This window comes from Pantoea agglomerans (assembly GCF_020149765.1).
Taxonomy (GTDB): domain Bacteria; phylum Pseudomonadota; class Gammaproteobacteria; order Enterobacterales; family Enterobacteriaceae; genus Pantoea; species Pantoea alvi.
The window spans coordinates 1,535,481-1,552,397 of sequence record NZ_CP083809.1; the positions used below are offsets into that span (position 1 = coordinate 1,535,481).

Sequence of the window (16,917 nt, forward strand, 5' to 3'; positions counted from 1 at the left end):
CGTGGCTATTGACGGACGTAACCTGCAAATTCTCGCCAACTACTGCGCGGCGGCGGCTGACGCGATGGCCTTTACCCTGATGCGCACCGCGCACTCCACCTTCGTCAAAGAGACCGAGGATTTCTCCTGCCAGATCGTCAGCCGCGAGGGGCTGGCGTTTGCCTCGCCGCGCAGCTTCGGCGCCCCCTGGTACAGCGGCATCGACTATGCGCCGGTGCTGGCGCTGATCGATCGCTATGACGAAGGGGACATCTGCATCACCAATGACGCCTACGCTGGCAACGTCGCCACCCATTCGCCGGATATCCATATCTGGAAGCCGGTGTTTCACGCCGGTGAAATCCTCTGCTTTGTGGTCGGCCATATTCATAACACCGATATTGGCGGCGCGGTGCCCGCCTCGCTGTCGCGATCCCTGACCGATATCGTGCAGGAGGGTATTCGCATCCCGCCGCTGAAGATCATGCGCAACGGCGAGCTCAACGAGGATGTGGCGCGCATTCTGCGGCTGAACGTGCGGGTGCCGGAGCAGAACTGGGGCGACTTTAAGGCGCAAATCGCCTCGGTGAATATCGGCGAGCGCAAAATCCATGAGATTGTCGCCCGCTTCGGCGTGGCCGATTTCCTGCAGGGCATCGAGGGGATACTCGACTACGCCGAACAGCAGGCGCGCGCCGCGATCCGCACCATTCCCGACGGCGACTACGTCTACGCCGACTACGCCGATGAAGATGGCGAAGGGGGCTATCCCTGTCGCATCGCCATTACGCTGCGGGTGCGCGGCGATACGCTGGAGCTTGACTATACCGGCAGCGATCCGCAGCTCGCCTCGTCGCTCAATATGCCGACCGGCGGCCGCGAGCGCCATCCGCTGGCGCTGGTTGGCGTCACTTACGTGCTCTCGACGCTCGATCGCAATCTGCTGCTCAATGCCGGAACGCTGCGCCCGACGCGCGCGATCCTGCCGCCGGGCACGGTAATGAACTGCGAAGCGCCCGCCGCCGTCGGCATGCGTTCCCTTACCTGCGCGCTGTCGCAAATCGCTACCGTCGGCGTCTTCTCTCTGGCGCTGCCGACGCGCCTGCCGGCTAACTCGCCGGGCGGCAACTCGATTATGAATATCCGCACGCTGGACGCGCGCAACCGCAGCGTGGTGGCCTCGCTCGGGCCGGTTGGCGGCGGCGCGGGCGGTACGCCGCGCCACGACGGACCGGACGGTTCGGGCGGATTGTCAGCCTTTCTGAAAAACACCCCGATTGAGATCAACGAGGCGGAAGTGCCGATTCGCTTCCTGCGCTACGGTCTCGCCGCCAACAGCGCCGGTGCCGGGCGCTATCGCGGCGGGCTGGCGACCGAAATGGCGTTTGAAATTTTTACCCCGGAGACCACCGTCACCGCGCGCAACCGCAACCGATCGGTGTTCGCCTCGGCAGGGGCGGCGGGCGGCTGCGCGGGTGCGCTCTCTTACTTTCGCACCCTGCGCGACGGCAAGGTGCTGGAGCACGGCAACCGCGACGTGATCCACTGCCAGCCGGGGGATGTGGTAGAGGTGCGCGGGCCGGGCGCGGGCGGCTACGGCCTGCCGTCGCAGCGCGACGTTAATGCGGTGCTCCAGGATGTGCGCTGCGGCTTTCTCAGCGCGGCGGCGGCGCGCGCGCAGTACGGGGTGGCGATAGCCAACGGCGAGGTGGATGAGGCGGCAACGGCGCGGCTGCGCGCCGCAATGCCGCAGCAGGTCGGGGCGCATTTTCATCACGGCACGGCGCGCCAGGCGTTTGAGGCGATCTGGACGCCGGAACGCTACCGGTTGCTCACCGCCTTTCTCGCCGACGCGCCGGTAAGCTGGCGCCATTTTCTGAAAACCCAGGTGTTTCGCGCCGTCGAGCAGGCAGGTGAAGCGGCGGATATGGCGCAAATATTCAGCGCCTTACGGCTGCGCTTTCCCGCATTAGCAGGCGAATAAGCCAGATTGTCGTCTACCCTTACTCTCTGACACGGATTTTCAAGGAGGCGACAACGATGAGCATGAAAACCAGCGATTTCTTTGTGCAGCGGCTGAAGGCCTGGGGCGTCACGCGGATTTACGGCTACCCCGGCGACGGCATCAACGGCGTGCTCGGCGCCATCCAGCGCGCCAATGAAAAGGGCGACGGCATTGAGTTTATTCAGGTGCGGCACGAAGAGATGGCCGCCTTTATGGCGGCTGGTCACGCCAAGTTCACCGGCGAGCTGGGGGTCTGCCTCTCCACCGGCGGCCCGGGCGCGACCCATCTGCTGACCGGCCTCTACGACGCCAAAATGGATCACGCGCCGGTGCTGGCGATTGCCGGTCAGGCGGAAGTGACGGCGCGCGGCGCCAGCTACCAGCAGGAGATGAACCTCGATCGCGTGTTTGCCGATGTGGCTAACTTCGTGCAGGAGGCGGCCGCGCCGGCGCAGGTGCGCCATCTGATTGACCGCGGCGTGCGCATCGCCAAAGCGCAAAATGGCGTGGCGGTAGTGATTGTGCCGAAAGATATTCAGGACGAACCCTGGGAAGCGCCAAAGCATCTGCACGGCTTTACCCACTCCGGCCCCGGCTATCAGCGTCCTAAAGTGGTGCCTTACGAGGCGGATTTGCAGCGCGCCGCTGAGGTGCTGAACGCCGGTAAAAAGGTCGCTATTCTGATCGGCGCAGGCGCGCGTGGCGCGGCGGTGGAAGTGGTGCAGACCGCCAACGTGCTGGCGGCGGGCGTCGCCAAAGCGCTGCTGGGTAAAGATGTGCTGCCGGACGACGCGCCGTTCGTTACCGGCTCTATCGGCCTGCTCGGCACCAAACCCTCGTGGGAGCTGATGCAGAACTGCGACACGCTGCTGATGATCGGCAGCGGCTTCCCCTGGACCGAGTTCCTGCCGAAAGAGGGCAAGGCGCGCGCGGTGCAGATCGATATCGACCCGGCGATGCTCGGCCTGCGTTACCCCTGCGAAGTGAACCTGCACGGCGACGCGGCGGAAACCCTGCGCGCGCTGCTGCCGCTGCTGGAGCACAAAGAGGACCGCAGCTGGCAGGAGGAGATCGCCGTGCAGGTACGCGACTGGTGGAAGGTCATGGAAGATCGCGCCCATGCGCCCGCCAACCCGGTTAACCCGCAGCGCGTAGTGTGGGAGATGTCGCCGCAGCTGCCCGACAACGCCATCGTCACCTCTGACTCCGGCTCCTGCGCCAACTGGTTCGCGCGCGACTACCGCGTCAAGCAGGGGCAGCGCGCCACGCTGTCGGGCGGGCTCGCCTGCATGGGTGCGGCGGTGCCGTACGCTACCGCCGCCAAGTTCGCCCATCCCGACAGGCCGGTGGTGGCGCTGGTCGGCGACGGCGCGATGCAGATGAATAATATGGCGGAGCTGATCACCATTCAGAAATACTGGCAGCAGTGGAGCGATCCGCGCCTTATCGTCTGCGTCTTCAACAACCAGGATCTTAACCAGGTTACCTGGGAGCAGCGCGTCATGGAAGGCAATGCACGCTTTGAGGCGACGCAGCAGCTGCCGGACGTGCGCTACGCCCAGTTTGCCGAGTCGCTTGGCCTGCAGGGCATCTTTGTTGACAACCCGGATGAGCTGGAGGAGGCCTGGCGACGCGCGCTGAGCGCCGATCGTCCGGTGGTGCTGGAGGTGAAAACCGACCCGGAAGTGGCGCCGCTGCCGCCGCATATCACCTTTAAACAGGCAAAAGCCTTTATGAGCTCAATGGCGAAGGGCGATCGCGGCGCGGCGCAGATTATCAGCGACACCGCCAGCCAGCTGCTGCACAAAAAGTAACAGGCACGAAGGGTTAAGCGGCCCGGCTGCGGGCCGCTACTCTTATCCTCTCTCTTTCCCCAGGCCGTTCGCGTCGGGGTTCAGGCGATTCGCCATCACTCTCGTTCAGGAGTCACCCATGGCAACAGAAAACACTCCGGTGTGGTTTATTTCAGGATGTTCGACAGGTTTTGGTCGTGAGCTGGCGCAGCAGACCATCGCGCGCGGCTTTAATGTGGTGGTGACGGCGCGCGACACCGGGAAAGTGGCCGATCTGGTTGCGGGCCACAGCAACGCGCTGGCGGTGACGCTCGACGTCACCCGCATGGAGAGCATCGACAGCGCGGTCAGGGCGGCGCTGGAAAAATTCGGCACCATCGACGTGCTGGTGAATAACGCCGGCTACGGCTACCAGAGCTCGGTGGAAGAGGGCGAGGATCGGGCGATTCGCGACCAGTTTGACGCCAACGTCTTCGGCCTGTTTGCCCTGACGCGCGCGGTATTGCCGACCCTGCGCCAGCAGCGCCGCGGCCATATTATTAACATCACCTCGGTGGCGGGCTTTATCGGCTTTGCCAGCTCCGGCTACTACTCCGCCAGCAAGCACGCGGTCGAGGGCTGGTCCGACTCGCTGGCGCTGGAAACCGCGCCGCTCGGCATTCACGTTACCTGCGTCGAGCCGGGCCCGTTCCGCACCGACTGGGCTGGCCGCTCGCTGCATCAGACGCCCAGCAAACTGCCAGACTATGCGGAAACCGCGGCGGCGCGCATGAAGGCGACCGCTGAGAACAGCGGCACGCAGAAAGGCGATCCGGCGCGCGCGGCCCAGGCGATGATCGCCATAACCGAGCACGATAATCCGCCGCGCCATCTGGTTATGGGCGCGTGGGGCTATGACGCGGTCACGGCGAAGCTGAAAGAGCGTCTGGCGCAGATTGAAGCCTGGAAGCAGACCTCGGTGGAAACCGACTTTCCAGAATAAGTGAGGCTGCGCGCTGGCTGCCAGCGCGCACGCCGCTTTAGCGCATCCAGTCGCCCAGCCGTTCCAGCGGAACCGCCTTGCTGAAGAGATAGCCCTGCAGCTGATTGCAGCCCGCATCGGCCAGGGCGTTCATCTGTCCCGGCGTTTCCACCCCTTCCGCCGTCACCGTCAGCCCCATCGCATGTCCCAGCTTGACTACCGACTCAATAATCGCCACGGAATTCTCCGCCACGCCCAGCGACTGGGTAAAAGAGCGGTCGATCTTGATTTTGTCCACCGGGAAGGTGCTGAGGTAGTTAAGGCTGGAGTAGCCGGTGCCGAAGTCGTCCAGCGCGATGCGGAAGCCAGCCTCGCGCAGGGCGATAATAATGGCGCGCGCCTCATGCTCATCCTCAATCAGCACCCCTTCGGTGATCTCCAGCTCGATACGCTGCGGATCGCCGCCGCTTTCCCGCACGATCTCCACCATCCGCGCGACGAAGCCACTGGCGCGGAACTGCACCGGCGAGACGTTTACCGCCACCGTTAAATCGGCAAAGCGCTGCTGGGTCTGGCAGGCCTCGCGCAGCACCCACTCCCCCAGCGGAATAATCAGCCCGGTCTCTTCGGCGATAGCGATAAAATCGCCGGGCGGGATGGCGCCGCGCGTCGGATGATCCCAGCGCAGCAGCGCCTCAACGGCCACCATATTTTTGCCGTCGATATCCATCAGCGGCTGGTACCAGACCGCCAGACCCTTGAAGTTTTGCAGCGCAACGCGCAGGTCGGCGGCGATGCTCTGTCGCGTGCGGATCGACTCGTCCATCACCCGTTCAAACTGACGATATTTGCCGCGCCCGCTGCTTTTCGCTTCATAGAGCGCGATGTCCGCTTTGCGCACCAGTTCCTGACGATCCACCCCATCTTTCGGCGCCAGCACCAGTCCAATGCTGGCGCCGCTCCACACCTCGCCGCCAAACAGCGGAAAGGGCTGGCTGAGCGCCTCGAGAATACGCTGCGCCAGCGCCTCGACCTGTCCGATATTATCGACCTCCGGCATCACCACCAGAAATTCGTCGCCGCCGATGCGCCCCACGGTATCGCAGGGGCGCATCAGGCTGGCGAGACGATGGGCGACGGCGATAATCAGCTCGTCGCCGGCGTGATGGCCGTAGGTGTCGTTGATATTTTTAAAGCGGTCGAGATCGATCAGCAGCAGCGCCACGCGCTGTTCGTGTCGCGTCGCCAGCGCCAGCGCCTGGGTCAGCCGATCCTCTACCAGCGCGCGGTTCGGCAGGCCGGTCAGCACGTCGTGAAAGGCCAGATGCAGCGCCTGCGCTTCGCTGGCGCCGAGCTTCAGCATCGACTGCGACAGCTTCAGGGAAGAGGTCCAGAGCCGCCACACCATATAGAGGCAGAGCAGCATCACCACCAGCACGGCGATGCCGGTTGAGGGGCCGATGGTGCGCAGCATCTCCGCGCCGGGCCGCGCCGGGCTCCAGTTGATATAGCCGACGTCGCCGGCCGCTGGCGACTTCAGCATAAAGCGCGCCGGGGCGACGGGCGGCGCGCCGGGATCGGAGTAGTGCAGCCCCTTGAGCTGGCTGCGCTCCGCCAGGGCGGCAAGATAGCCGTCGTCGAGATACTTCAGGCTGACCAGCATAAAGCGCGGCGCGCTCTGCGCAGCATGGTGAATGGTGCCGATGGCCAGCGCCGCCACGCGGCCGTCGACGCGGGCGAGATCCACCGCCTCCTGCGGCGCGGCGCGCAGCAGCGCGCTGGTTAAAATCGTCTGCACGCCAGCATCGCGCGCCGGTTCGGGCAGCAGCGCGCCGTTGCGCCACGCCTGCACCGGCCGACGCCCCTCGTCCAGAACCATAATCAGCTGATGGCCGAACATCTCATAGAGCCAGCGGCCTACGTTGTCATCCAGCCAGTGCTGGTCGGGCTGAGCTGCGTCGAGATGCGTTTGCAGCGGCGTCCAGCGCGACAGGCTGTTTAGCTGGCGCTGATGTTCCGCCAGGCTCTGGGAAAAAGAGGCTTCAATCATTCGCTGCTGCTGCGCCAGCGCTTTCTGGTTGCTGATTGCGGTACTGAGAAACAGACCGGTTCCGGCCCCTGCCAGCGTCAGGAGCAGGATCGCCGCCAGCGGCAACAACACTTCACGAATAAAACTGCCGCGAAAGCCCGCGGAAAGTTTGGCGCTGTTAATCATTTTACCTGTTCACGTCGTCATCCTGTGTCAGTTAATAGCCTGGCAGAAATCCCTCAGCCTGCACGTCACAGGAGGTGCAAGATTGTGACTGATTACGCACTAAAAAATACAGATGTGGATACGCAGGTCAAACCGTTCAGCAGCGTTAATTAATCGCCCCGCATTTCGCTGCTCCGTTGAGCGCCACCGGGTGGAATTCATCGTCGCGTCACTGCACGGTCACCATCCTGTCATCTCTGCAGGTCAAGGTAGTGGCCAACACGCAGCCGGGCTGACCGCTGCGCTCCCCACTCAGTCAAGGTTGAGGATCTGTTCAAGATGGAGATATCCAGACATCCGACCACTGTTTACCAGGCCGTCGCCGCGCAGCTGGAGCAGGCGCTGCGCGAGAACTACCGCAGCGGCGACTATCTGCCTTCCGAACAACAGCTGGCCGAGCGCTATGAGGTCAACCGCCACACGCTGCGGCGCGCGGTAGACGAACTGGTCAACAAAGGTCTGCTGCAGCGCCGTCACGGCGTTGGCATCCTGGTGCTGATGCGCCCTTACGACTATCCGCTGCATGCGCAGGCGCGCTTTAGCCAGAACCTGATGGAGCAGGGCAGCCATCCCACCAGCGAGCGGCTGCTGGCGGTGCTGCGGCCGGCCAGCGCCGACGTCGCCAGCGCGCTGGGGGTGGCCGAGGGCGACAGCGTGATCCATCTGCGTACGCTGCGCCGGGTGAACGGCATGCCGGTCTGCGTGATTAACCACTTTCTGCCCGATCTGAACTGGTGGCCGGCGCTGCAGCGCTTCAGCAGCGGCTCGCTGCACGACTTTCTGCAGCAGCACGGCGGCCACCAGCTGGCCCGCAGCCAGACCCGCATCAGCACGCGCCGCGCGCAGGCCAAAGAGTGCCGCCTGCTGGAGATCGCGCTGCACGCGCCGCTGCTCTGCGTGCGCACCCTGAACCGCACCCGCGACGGCGCGCTGGCGGAGTACTCCGTCAGCCTGACGCGCGGCGATATGATCGAACTGACCCTGGAGCACTGATGGAAAGCATAACCCAACGACAGCAGTGGCTGTCGGTGCTGGCGCACAGCAGCGCGTCGGCGCTGGCGCAGCACTGGCAGGCGCTGCGCCTCTCGCCGCGCTTCTCGCTGATCCGTCCGGCGGAAATCGGCCTGACGCGGCTGATGGCGCGCATGGGCGCCAGCGGCAAGCGCTTTGTTATGGGCGACGCCACCGTGACGCGCGCCGTGGTGCAGCTGGAGGACGGCACGCTTGGCTACAGCTACGTGCTGGGCCGCGACAAGGCGCACGCCGAGCGCTGCGCCCTGATAGACGCGCTGCTGCAGCAGCCGCAGACCCACGCGCTGCTGACCGAAAAAGTGATAACGCCGCTGGCGGCCCTGCGCGAGGAGCAGCGCCAGCTGCGGGCGCGCGAGATCGCCAGCTCGAAAGTAGATTTCTTTACGCTGGTTCGCGGAGATAACTGATGACTTTACTGGCTAGTTTTAACCATCCGGTGGCCGATGCGCAGCGCGCCTTCCGCCGCATTCTGAAAGCGATGAGCGAGCCGGGCGTGATGGTCTCGCTGCCGCTGGCGCAGGGCTGGGGCGCGCTGTCGCCCGCCGCGACCGCGGTGCTGCTGACGCTGGTGGATCAGGAGAGTCCGCTGTGGATCGATCCGCAGGTCGATAACCCCATCCTGCGCAGCAACCTGCGCTTCCATACCGGTGCGCCGCTGAGCGAGAGTCGCGACGCCCCGTTTGCGCTGAGCCATGCCGCCAGCAGCCCCCGCCCGGCGGCGTTCGCCGCAGGGGACAACCTGGCGCCGGAAAAGAGCACCACGCTGATTATTGAGGTGCCGTCGCTTAACGGCGGGCTGACGCTGCGCCTCTCCGGGCCGGGCCTGCGCGAGACGCGCGCTATCGCGCCACAGCTGCCGGAGAGCGTGCTGGACTATCTGCGCAACCGTCCGCATCCCTTTCCGCAGGGGGTCGATCTTATCTTCACCTGCGGCGAAGCGATGATGGCGCTGCCGCGCACCACCCGCGTGGAGGTGTGCTGATGTACGTAGCCGTTAAAGGAGGCGAGAAGGCGATTGCCAATGCCCATCAGCTGCAGGCGGACCTGCGGCGCGGCGCGCGCGAGGTGGCGGAGCTGGGCTGCGACCAGGTGGCGCAGCAGCTTGGCCTGGCGGTCGACCGCGTGATGACCGAGGGCGGCATCTACGATCCCGAGCTGGCGGCGCTGGCGATCAAGCAGGCGAGCGGCGACCTGGTGGAGGCGATTTTCCTGCTGCGCGCCTACCGCACCACGCTGCCGCGCCTCGCCGACAGCGCACCGCTGGCGACCGGCGACATGCGCCTCGAGCGCCGCATCTCCGCCGTCTATAAAGATCTGCCTGGCGGCCAGGTGCTGGGCCCGACCTGTGACTACAGCCACCGCCTGCTCGACTTTACGCTGCTGGCCAACGGCGACGCCCCGGCCGCGCCGCGCGCCGACGAGGCGCTGGCCGCGCGCTGTCCCCATATGTTCACCATGATGAGCGATGAAGGGCTGGCGGCGCGGGAAACTGACGACGGCAGCGAGCCGGTGGATATCACCCGCGAACCGATGGGCTTCCCGGCGTCGCGCGCGGCGCGCCTGCAGCAGCTGGTGCGCGGCGATGAAGGCTTTCTGCTGGCGCTCGGCTACTCGACCCAGCGCGGCTACGGCCGCACCCATCCCTTCGCCGGGGAGATCCGCACCGGCTACCTCAGCGTCAGCATCTGTCCGGATGAGCTCGATTTCGAGCTGGAGATCGGCGAAGTGCTGCTGACCGAATGTGAAATGGTCAACGGCTTCACCACCCAGGGCAGAGAGGCGCCGCACTTTACCCGCGGCTACGGGCTGGTATTTGGCCGCGCCGAGCGTAAGGCGATGGCGATGGCGCTGGTGGATCGCGCGCTGCAAACCCGCGAGCACGACGAGCGCGTCACCAGCCCGGCGCAGGACGAGGAGTTTGTGCTGGCGCACGCCGATAACGTCGAGGCCGCCGGCTTCGTCTCTCACCTTAAACTGCCGCACTACGTCGATTTTCAGGCGGAGCTGGCGCTGCTGAAGCGCCTGCGTCAGGAGCACGAGGAGCGCAATCATGGCTGAACTGAGCGGCTATAACTCCGGCTATCTCGACGAGCAGACTAAGCGCGCCATCCGCCGCGCCATCCTGAAAGCGGTGGCGATCCCCGGCTATCAGGTGCCGTTCGCCGGACGGGAGATGCCGATGCCCTACGGCTGGGGCACCGGCGGCATTCAGATCACCGCCAGCGTTATCGGCGACGCCGACGTGCTGAAGGTGATCGATCAGGGGGCGGACGACACCACCAACGCGGTGTCGATCCGCCGTTTCTTTCAGCGCGTCAGCGGCGCGGCGACCACCGAGCGCACCACCGACGCCACCCTGATCCAGACGCGCCACCGCATCCCGGAGACGCCGCTGGCGGAGGATCAGATCCTGATTTTCCAGGTGCCGATCCCTGAACCGCTGCGCTTTATTGAGCCGCGCGAAACGGAAACCCGCACCATGCACGCGCTGGAGGAGTATGGCGTGATGCAGGTGAAGCTCTATGAAGATATCGCGCGCTACGGCCATATCGCCACCACCTACGCCTATCCGGTAAAGGTTAACGATCGCTACGTGATGGACCCGTCGCCGATCCCGAAATTTGATAACCCGAAGATGCATATGATGCCCGCGCTGCAGCTGTTCGGCGCAGGCCGTGAAAAGCGTATCTATGCGCTGCCGCCCTATACCAAAGTCGAGAGCCTCGATTTCGAGGACCACCCCTTTACCGTGCAGCAGTGGGAGGAGCCCTGCGCCCTGTGCGGTTCGCGCCACAGCTATCTCGACGAAGTGGTGATGGATGATCGGGGCACGCGTCTTTTTGTCTGCTCCGACACCGACTTTTGCCATCAGCAGCAGGAACAGCAACATGCACAGTGAACAGCCGCTGCTTGCGGTTAATAACCTGACGCACCTCTACGCGCCGGGCAAAGGCTTCGAAGCCGTGAGTTTCGATCTCTATCCCGGCGAAGTGCTGGGCATCGTCGGCGAGTCCGGCTCCGGCAAAACCACGCTGCTGCGCAGCCTCTCCGCGCGCCTGACGCCGCAGCAGGGCAGCATTCTCTACCGCCAGCGCGACCTCTACGCACTGTCGGAGAGCGATCGCCGCCGCCTGCTGCGGACCGAATGGGGCGTGGTGCATCAGCACCCCCTTGACGGGCTGCGCCCCCAGGTCACCGCGGGCGGCAATATCGGCGAGCGGCTGATGGCGGTAGGCAACCGCCACTACGGCGATATCCGCGCCCAGGCGGGCCGCTGGCTGCAGGAGGTGGAGATCGCCGCCAGCCGCATCGACGATCTGCCCACCACCTTTTCCGGCGGCATGCAGCAGCGCCTGCAGATCGCCCGCAACCTGGTTACCCAGCCGAAGCTGGTGTTTATGGACGAGCCGACCGGCGGCCTGGACGTGTCGGTGCAGGCGCGCCTGCTCGATCTGCTGCGCACCCTGGTGCGCGAGCTGAATCTGGCGGTGATTATTGTCACCCACGATCTCGGCGTGGCGCGCCTGCTCGCGCACCGGCTGCTGGTGATGAAGCAGGGCCGCGTGGTGGAGAGCGGCCTGACCGACCGCGTGCTGGACGATCCTCACCATCCCTATACCCAGCTGCTGGTTTCATCGGTGCTCAACTAATGACGGATAACCCCATGAACATACAACTGCGCGTCGAGAATCTGTGCAAAACCTTTGTGCTGCACAACCAGGGAGGGGCTGAACTGCCGGTTTTGCAAAACGCCTCGCTTGAGGTGGCTGCGGGGGAGGTGGTGGTGCTGCACGGCCGCTCCGGCAGCGGCAAATCGACGCTGCTGCGCGCGCTCTACGGCAACTATCAGGCCAACAGCGGCCATATCTGGCTGCGCCACGACGGCGCATGGATCGATATGGCGCACGCCCCGGCGCGTCAAATGCTGGCGATGCGCCGCGACACCCTCGGCTGGGTCAGTCAGTTTCTGCGCGTGATCCCGCGCGTCCCGACGCTGGAAATCGTGATGCAGCCGCTGCTGGAGCGCGGCGTGGCGCGCGCCTTTTGCGAGAAGCGCGCAAAAGAGTTGCTGACGCGGCTTAACGTGCCGTCGCGCCTCTGGTCGCTGGCCCCCTCGACCTTCTCCGGCGGCGAGCAGCAGCGCGTCAATATCGCGCGCGGCTTTATCGCCGACTATCCGGTGCTGCTGCTGGACGAGCCGACCGCCTCGCTGGATAAGGCCAACAGCACAGCGGTGGTGGAGCTGATCGAGCAGGCGCGCGCGCGCGGCGCGGCGATTGTCGGCATTTTTCACGATGAAGCGGTGCGCGAACGGGTGGCGGATCGCCTGCACGTTATGCAGCCGGTTAACAGCGGAGCGGAAGCATGATTATCAACCATGTTCATCTGATTCTGGAAAATGAGCTGGTGGCGGGATCGCTGGAGATGCGTGACGGCCTGATCGCCAGCTTTAGCGAAACCCCGAGCCGCCAGCCCGGCGCGCTGGACGGCGAGGGCGGCTATCTGCTGCCCGGCCTGGTGGAGCTGCACACCGACAATCTCGATAAGTTTTTCGCCCCGCGGCCGAAGGTGGACTGGCCCGCCCACTCGGCGATGAGCAGCCACGACGCACTCATGGTGGCCAGTGGCATCACCACGGTGCTGGACGCCATCGGCGTCGGCGACGTGCGCGACGGCGGCCATCGTCTCGATAACCTGAGCAAAATGATCAACGCCATCCGCGACAGCAACCGCAAAGGGTTGAACCGCGCCGAGCATCGGCTGCACCTGCGCTGCGAGCTGCCGCATCACGCCACGCTGCCGCTGTTCGAGGCGCTGATGAGCACCCCGGAGCTGTCGCTGGTGTCGCTGATGGATCACTCGCCGGGCCAGCGGCAGTACGCCTCGCTGGAGAAGTACCGCGAATATTACCAGGGCAAATACGCGCTCAACGACCAGCAGATGGATGCCTTTGAGCAGGAGCAGCTGACGCTGGCGGCACAGTGGTCGCAGCCGAACCGCGAGGGGATCGCCGCGCTCTGCCGCGCGCGCAATATCGCCATTGCCAGCCACGACGACGCCACCGAGGCGCACGTTGAGGAGTCGCACGGCGTCGGCAGCGCCATCGCCGAGTTTCCCACCACGCTGGCGGCGGCGCGCGCCTCGCGCGCCAGAGGGATGCAGATCCTGATGGGCGCGCCCAATATCGTGCGCGGCGGCTCTCACTCCGGCAACGTCGCCGCCTGGGCGCTGGCGGCGGAGGGGCTGCTCGATATTCTCTCCTCCGACTACTATCCGGCATCGCTGCTCGACGCGGCGTTCCGCCTCGCCGCCGACGAGCGTAATCCGCTTATGCTGCCGCAGGCGGTGGCGCTGGTGACGTGCAATCCGGCGCGCGCCCTCGGCCTGACGGATCGCGGCACGATCGCCGAAGGCCGCCGCGCCGATCTGGTGCTGGCGCATACCGACCACGGCCATCCGCATATTCGTCACGTCTGGTCGCAGGGCAGGCAGGTCTACTGATGGCGCGCCTGATCTGGCTTATCGGGCCGTCAGGCTCGGGCAAAGACAGCCTGCTCAACGCGCTGCGCGAAGCGCCGCCGCCGAATCTGCTGATCGCGCATCGCTATATCACGCGGGCGGCGGACGCGGGCGGCGAGAACCATATCGCCCTGACCGAAGCGGAGTTCACGCGCCGCGCGGCGCAGGGGCTGTTTGCCCTGCGCTGGACGGCGCACGGCCTGCACTACGGCCTCGGGCTGGAGATCGACCTCTGGCTGGCGCGCGGCCACCAGGTGCTGGTCAACGGCTCGCGCCACCATCTGCCGCAGGCGCAGGCACGCTACGGCGCGCGGCTGCTGCCGCTCTGCCTGACGGTGGCGCCGGAGGTGCTGGCGGCGCGTCTGCGCCAGCGCGGGCGTGAGAGCGAGAGCGAGATCGCGCGGCGGCTGGATCGCGCCGCGCACGCGCCGCCGGCGGGCTGCTACCTGCTGAACAACAACGGCGCGCTGTCGCAGACCCTGCTGCAGCTGCGCCAGCTGCTGGAGCCGCTGCCATGAAGCTGACCTTTCTCGGTACCGGCGGGGTGACCGCCGCGCCGCTTTTCGGCTGCGACTGCGCCGCCTGCATGCGGGCGCGCGCCGACGCCAAAAGGCGACGCGCCCCCTGCAGCGCGCTGATCGAGGCGGGGGGCGAGCGCATCCTGCTCGACGCCGGACTGCCGCTGCTGGCGGAGCGCTTCGCGCCCGGCGAGCTGTCGCGCATTTTGCTGACCCACTACCATATGGATCACGTACAGGGGCTGTTTGCGCTGCGCTGGGGGCTGGGGGCGGCGATCCCCGTCTGGGGGCCGCCGGACGAGCGGGGCTGCGACGATCTCTTTAAGCATCCCGGCCTGCTCGATTTTCGCCCGTCGCTGACGCCCTTTGTGCCGCATCTTTTCGGCGCGCTGCAGGTGACGCCGCTGCCGCTGCAGCACTCAAAGCTGACGCACGGCTACCTGTTTGACTGGCACGGCGCGCGGCTCGCCTGGCTGTGCGATACCTGCGGCCTGCCGCCCGACACCGACGATTTTCTCACCGGCCAGCGCATCGATGAGCTGGTGATCGACTGCAACGATCCGCCGTCGCCCGCTGCGCGCAACCATAACGATCTGACGCGCGCGCTGGCGATTGTCGAGCGGCTTGCGCCGCGGCGCGCCTGGCTGACGCATCTGTCGCATCAGATGGATAACTGGTTAGCAAACAATCCTTTGCCTCCGTCTCTCTTCGCGGCTGCCGACGGCATAACGCTGTCGCTGAGCGCGGACGACCCTGTCACCGTTTGATCATCTCGCTGTCATCAGAGAGTCATCACGCCGGGCCGTAATAGGCGTCAACTTACACCTTGTCAACGCATACGGAGTGAATCATGGCACAGGCACTGTTAAGAACCGTGGTGGACAACAGCAGCGCGCCCCTTAGCCCGCCAGCAGAGAAGGTGCTGTCGGTGCAGGGGCTGGGCAAGCGCTGGGGCGAGAACCGCGTGCTGGACAATGTCAGTTTTGATCTGCATGCGGGAGAAATGGTCGCCGTGATCGGCCGCTCGGGCGCAGGCAAATCGACGCTGCTGCATATGCTTAACGGCACCATCGACGCCTCTGAAGGGGCGGTTTACAGCCTGCGCAACGGCGAAGCCGAGCGCAACCTGCTGACCCTCAGCAGCCGTCAGCTGCGGCAGTGGCGCAGCGAATGCGGCATGATTTTTCAGGACTTCTGCCTGGTGCCGCGCCTCGATGTGCTGACCAACGTGCTGCTGGGCCGTCTTAGCCAGACCTCAACGCTGAAATCCTTTTTTAAAGTCTTCTCTGACAGCGACCGCGCCCATGCTATCGAACTGCTGCAGTGGATGAATATGCTGCCGCAGGCGCTGCAGCGCGCCGAGAACCTGTCGGGCGGGCAGATGCAGCGCGTGGCCATCTGCCGCGCCCTGATGCAGAACCCGAAAATCCTGCTGGCCGACGAACCGGTGGCGTCGCTCGATCCCAAAAATACCAAACGCATCATGGATGTGCTGCGCCAGGTCAGCGAGCAGGGCATCAGCGTGATGGTAAACCTCCATTCGGTTGAGCTGGTGAAAAGCTACTGCACGCGCGTCATCGGTATTCAGCGCGGCAGAGTGCTGTTCGACGGCCATCCGGCGCACCTGACCGACAGCCTGCTGCAACAGCTCTACGGCGATGAAATCAATCAGCTTCACTAACCTCCACGGCAAGAGACAAAACTCGAATGAAACTGACTTTATTAGCATTACTGACCAGCGTAGTGACCTTTGGCGTGAACGCAGCGGATGCACCGAAAGAGCTGAATCTGGGCATTCTCGGCGGGCAGAACGCCACCCAGCAGATTGGCGATAACCAGTGCGTGAAGGACTTTTTTGATAAGGAACTCAACGTCGACACGAAGCTGCGCAACTCCTCCGACTACGCCGGCGTTATTCAGGGACTGCTGGGCGGCAAGATCGATATGGTGCTGAGCATGTCGCCTGCCTCTTACGCCTCGGTCTACCTGCAGGATGCCAAAGCCGTGGATATCGTCGGCATTCTGGTGGATGACAAAGATGGCTCGAAAGGCTATCACTCGGTGGTGATTGTGAAAAACAGCAGCCCCTATAAGAAGCTGGAAGACCTGAAGGGCAAATCCTTTGGCATGGCCGACCCGGACTCCACCTCCGGCTTCCTGATGCCGAACCAGGCGTTTAAAAAGCAGTTCGGCGGCAGCGTGGATGACAAGTACAACGGCTTCTTCTCCAGCGTGACCTTTTCCGGCGGCCACGAGCAGGACATCCTCGGCGTGCTGAACAATCAGTTCGACGGCGCGGTGACCTGGAGTTCGCTGGTGGGCGACTATAACAGCGGCTACAGCGCTGGCGCCTTTGGTCGCCTGATCCGCATGGATCACCCCGATCTGATGAAGCAGATCCGCATTATCTGGCAGTCGCCGCTGATCCCCAACGGCCCGCTGCTGGTGAGCAATAAGTTGCCCGCCGATTTCAAACAGAAAGTGGTCGAGACGATTAAGAAGCTGGATAAAGAGCAGCACGCCTGCTTCGTGAAGGCCGTGGGCGGCGCGCAGCATATTGGCCCGGCGTCAGTGGCGGACTATCAGAATATTATCGATATGAAGCGCGATCTGGCGAAAGGGCAGCGCGGCTAAGGGCGTTACCCGGCGCTGATGCGGGTAACAGGGTGAGATCGCAAAGACGCAGGGGAGGGCATCCCTGCCGGCCAGGCCCGCGCGGATACGCACCTCATCCTTGAGGTGCGCCCGTTACCGGGCCAGCGCGCTGCGCTGTTCAACAACGCTCGCGGCGTTTTTGTCCCTGCGCGGGCCGCGTTGCTCTTCTCACCCTGTACCCCGCTGAGTAAGCCGATCTG

Annotated in this window: 16 protein-coding genes; 15 read left to right on the forward strand and 1 reads right to left on the reverse strand. The window is 64.8% G+C overall.

All coding sequences use genetic code 11. The features are described 5' to 3' along the window. Position 1 precedes the first annotated feature (1 nt). The 3 genes from LB453_RS09855 (at position 2) to LB453_RS09865 (ending at position 4,759) form a co-directional block, all read left to right on the forward strand. Positions 2-1,963 (forward strand): hydantoinase B/oxoprolinase family protein, encoded by a 1,962-nt coding sequence (locus LB453_RS09855; protein WP_103796923.1) that lies wholly within the window; start codon positions 2-4, stop codon positions 1,961-1,963. A 56-nt stretch (positions 1,964-2,019) separates the two neighbouring features. Continuing rightward, entirely contained in the window at positions 2,020-3,798 is a 1,779-nt protein-coding gene (locus LB453_RS09860) for a thiamine pyrophosphate-requiring protein (protein ID WP_103796868.1), read from the forward strand. 118 nt (positions 3,799-3,916) lie between these two features. Then, complete coding sequence (locus tag LB453_RS09865) at positions 3,917-4,759, forward strand: oxidoreductase (protein WP_103796869.1); 843 nt, start codon at positions 3,917-3,919, stop codon at positions 4,757-4,759. 37 nt (positions 4,760-4,796) lie between these two features. Here LB453_RS09865 and LB453_RS09870 read toward each other — a convergent pair whose 3' ends face one another. Beyond that, a complete protein-coding gene (locus LB453_RS09870) occupies positions 4,797-6,953 on the reverse strand; it encodes a putative bifunctional diguanylate cyclase/phosphodiesterase (RefSeq protein ID WP_103796870.1) in 2,157 nt (718 codons plus the stop codon). Positions 6,954-7,271: 318 nt separating this feature from the next. Between LB453_RS09870 and phnF the strand changes: the two genes are divergently transcribed. The 12 genes from phnF (at position 7,272) to phnD (ending at position 16,696) form a co-directional block, all read left to right on the forward strand. Next, positions 7,272-7,985 carry a phosphonate metabolism transcriptional regulator PhnF gene (phnF, locus tag LB453_RS09875; RefSeq protein ID WP_103796871.1) on the forward strand — a complete coding sequence of 238 codons (714 nt, stop codon included), beginning with the start codon at positions 7,272-7,274 and terminating at the stop codon, positions 7,983-7,985. Beyond that, on the forward strand, positions 7,985-8,431 hold the full coding sequence (gene phnG / locus LB453_RS09880) for a phosphonate C-P lyase system protein PhnG (protein ID WP_103796872.1): 447 nt from the start codon (positions 7,985-7,987) through the stop codon (positions 8,429-8,431). The genes phnF and phnG overlap by 1 nt, the downstream gene beginning before the upstream one ends. Next, on the forward strand, positions 8,431-9,006 hold the full coding sequence (gene phnH, locus LB453_RS09885; RefSeq protein WP_103796873.1) for a phosphonate C-P lyase system protein PhnH: 576 nt from the start codon (positions 8,431-8,433) through the stop codon (positions 9,004-9,006). The genes phnG and phnH overlap by 1 nt, the downstream gene beginning before the upstream one ends. After that, positions 9,006-10,082, forward strand: a complete 1,077-nt coding sequence (locus LB453_RS09890; protein WP_103796874.1) for a carbon-phosphorus lyase complex subunit PhnI — start codon at positions 9,006-9,008, stop codon at positions 10,080-10,082. Before phnH ends, LB453_RS09890 begins: the two co-directional genes overlap by 1 nt. Continuing rightward, a complete protein-coding gene (locus LB453_RS09895) occupies positions 10,075-10,923 on the forward strand; it encodes an alpha-D-ribose 1-methylphosphonate 5-phosphate C-P-lyase PhnJ (protein ID WP_103796875.1) in 849 nt (282 codons plus the stop codon). Before LB453_RS09890 ends, LB453_RS09895 begins: the two co-directional genes overlap by 8 nt. Further along, positions 10,913-11,674 (forward strand): phosphonate C-P lyase system protein PhnK, encoded by a 762-nt coding sequence (gene phnK / locus LB453_RS09900; protein WP_103796876.1) that lies wholly within the window; start codon positions 10,913-10,915, stop codon positions 11,672-11,674. Before LB453_RS09895 ends, phnK begins: the two co-directional genes overlap by 11 nt. A gap of 14 nt (positions 11,675-11,688) precedes the next feature. Next, the gene (gene phnL, locus LB453_RS09905; protein WP_103796877.1) at positions 11,689-12,393 is read left to right on the forward strand and encodes a phosphonate C-P lyase system protein PhnL; all 705 of its coding nucleotides are present in this window, start codon (positions 11,689-11,691) and stop codon (positions 12,391-12,393) included. Continuing rightward, the gene (gene phnM / locus LB453_RS09910; RefSeq protein ID WP_103796878.1) at positions 12,390-13,526 is read left to right on the forward strand and encodes an alpha-D-ribose 1-methylphosphonate 5-triphosphate diphosphatase; all 1,137 of its coding nucleotides are present in this window, start codon (positions 12,390-12,392) and stop codon (positions 13,524-13,526) included. The genes phnL and phnM overlap by 4 nt, the downstream gene beginning before the upstream one ends. Further along, complete coding sequence (phnN, locus tag LB453_RS09915) at positions 13,526-14,062, forward strand: ribose 1,5-bisphosphokinase (RefSeq protein ID WP_103796879.1); 537 nt, start codon at positions 13,526-13,528, stop codon at positions 14,060-14,062. The genes phnM and phnN overlap by 1 nt, the downstream gene beginning before the upstream one ends. Then, on the forward strand, positions 14,059-14,829 hold the full coding sequence (gene phnP, locus LB453_RS09920; RefSeq protein WP_103796880.1) for a phosphonate metabolism protein PhnP: 771 nt from the start codon (positions 14,059-14,061) through the stop codon (positions 14,827-14,829). The genes phnN and phnP overlap by 4 nt, the downstream gene beginning before the upstream one ends. A gap of 83 nt (positions 14,830-14,912) precedes the next feature. Next, positions 14,913-15,743: a phosphonate ABC transporter ATP-binding protein gene (gene phnC / locus LB453_RS09925; RefSeq protein ID WP_103796881.1), complete on the forward strand. Its 831-nt coding sequence runs from the start codon at positions 14,913-14,915 to the stop codon at positions 15,741-15,743. A gap of 26 nt (positions 15,744-15,769) precedes the next feature. Beyond that, a complete protein-coding gene (gene phnD, locus LB453_RS09930; protein ID WP_103796882.1) occupies positions 15,770-16,696 on the forward strand; it encodes a phosphonate ABC transporter substrate-binding protein in 927 nt (308 codons plus the stop codon). The last annotated feature ends 221 nt before the right edge of the window (positions 16,697-16,917 follow it).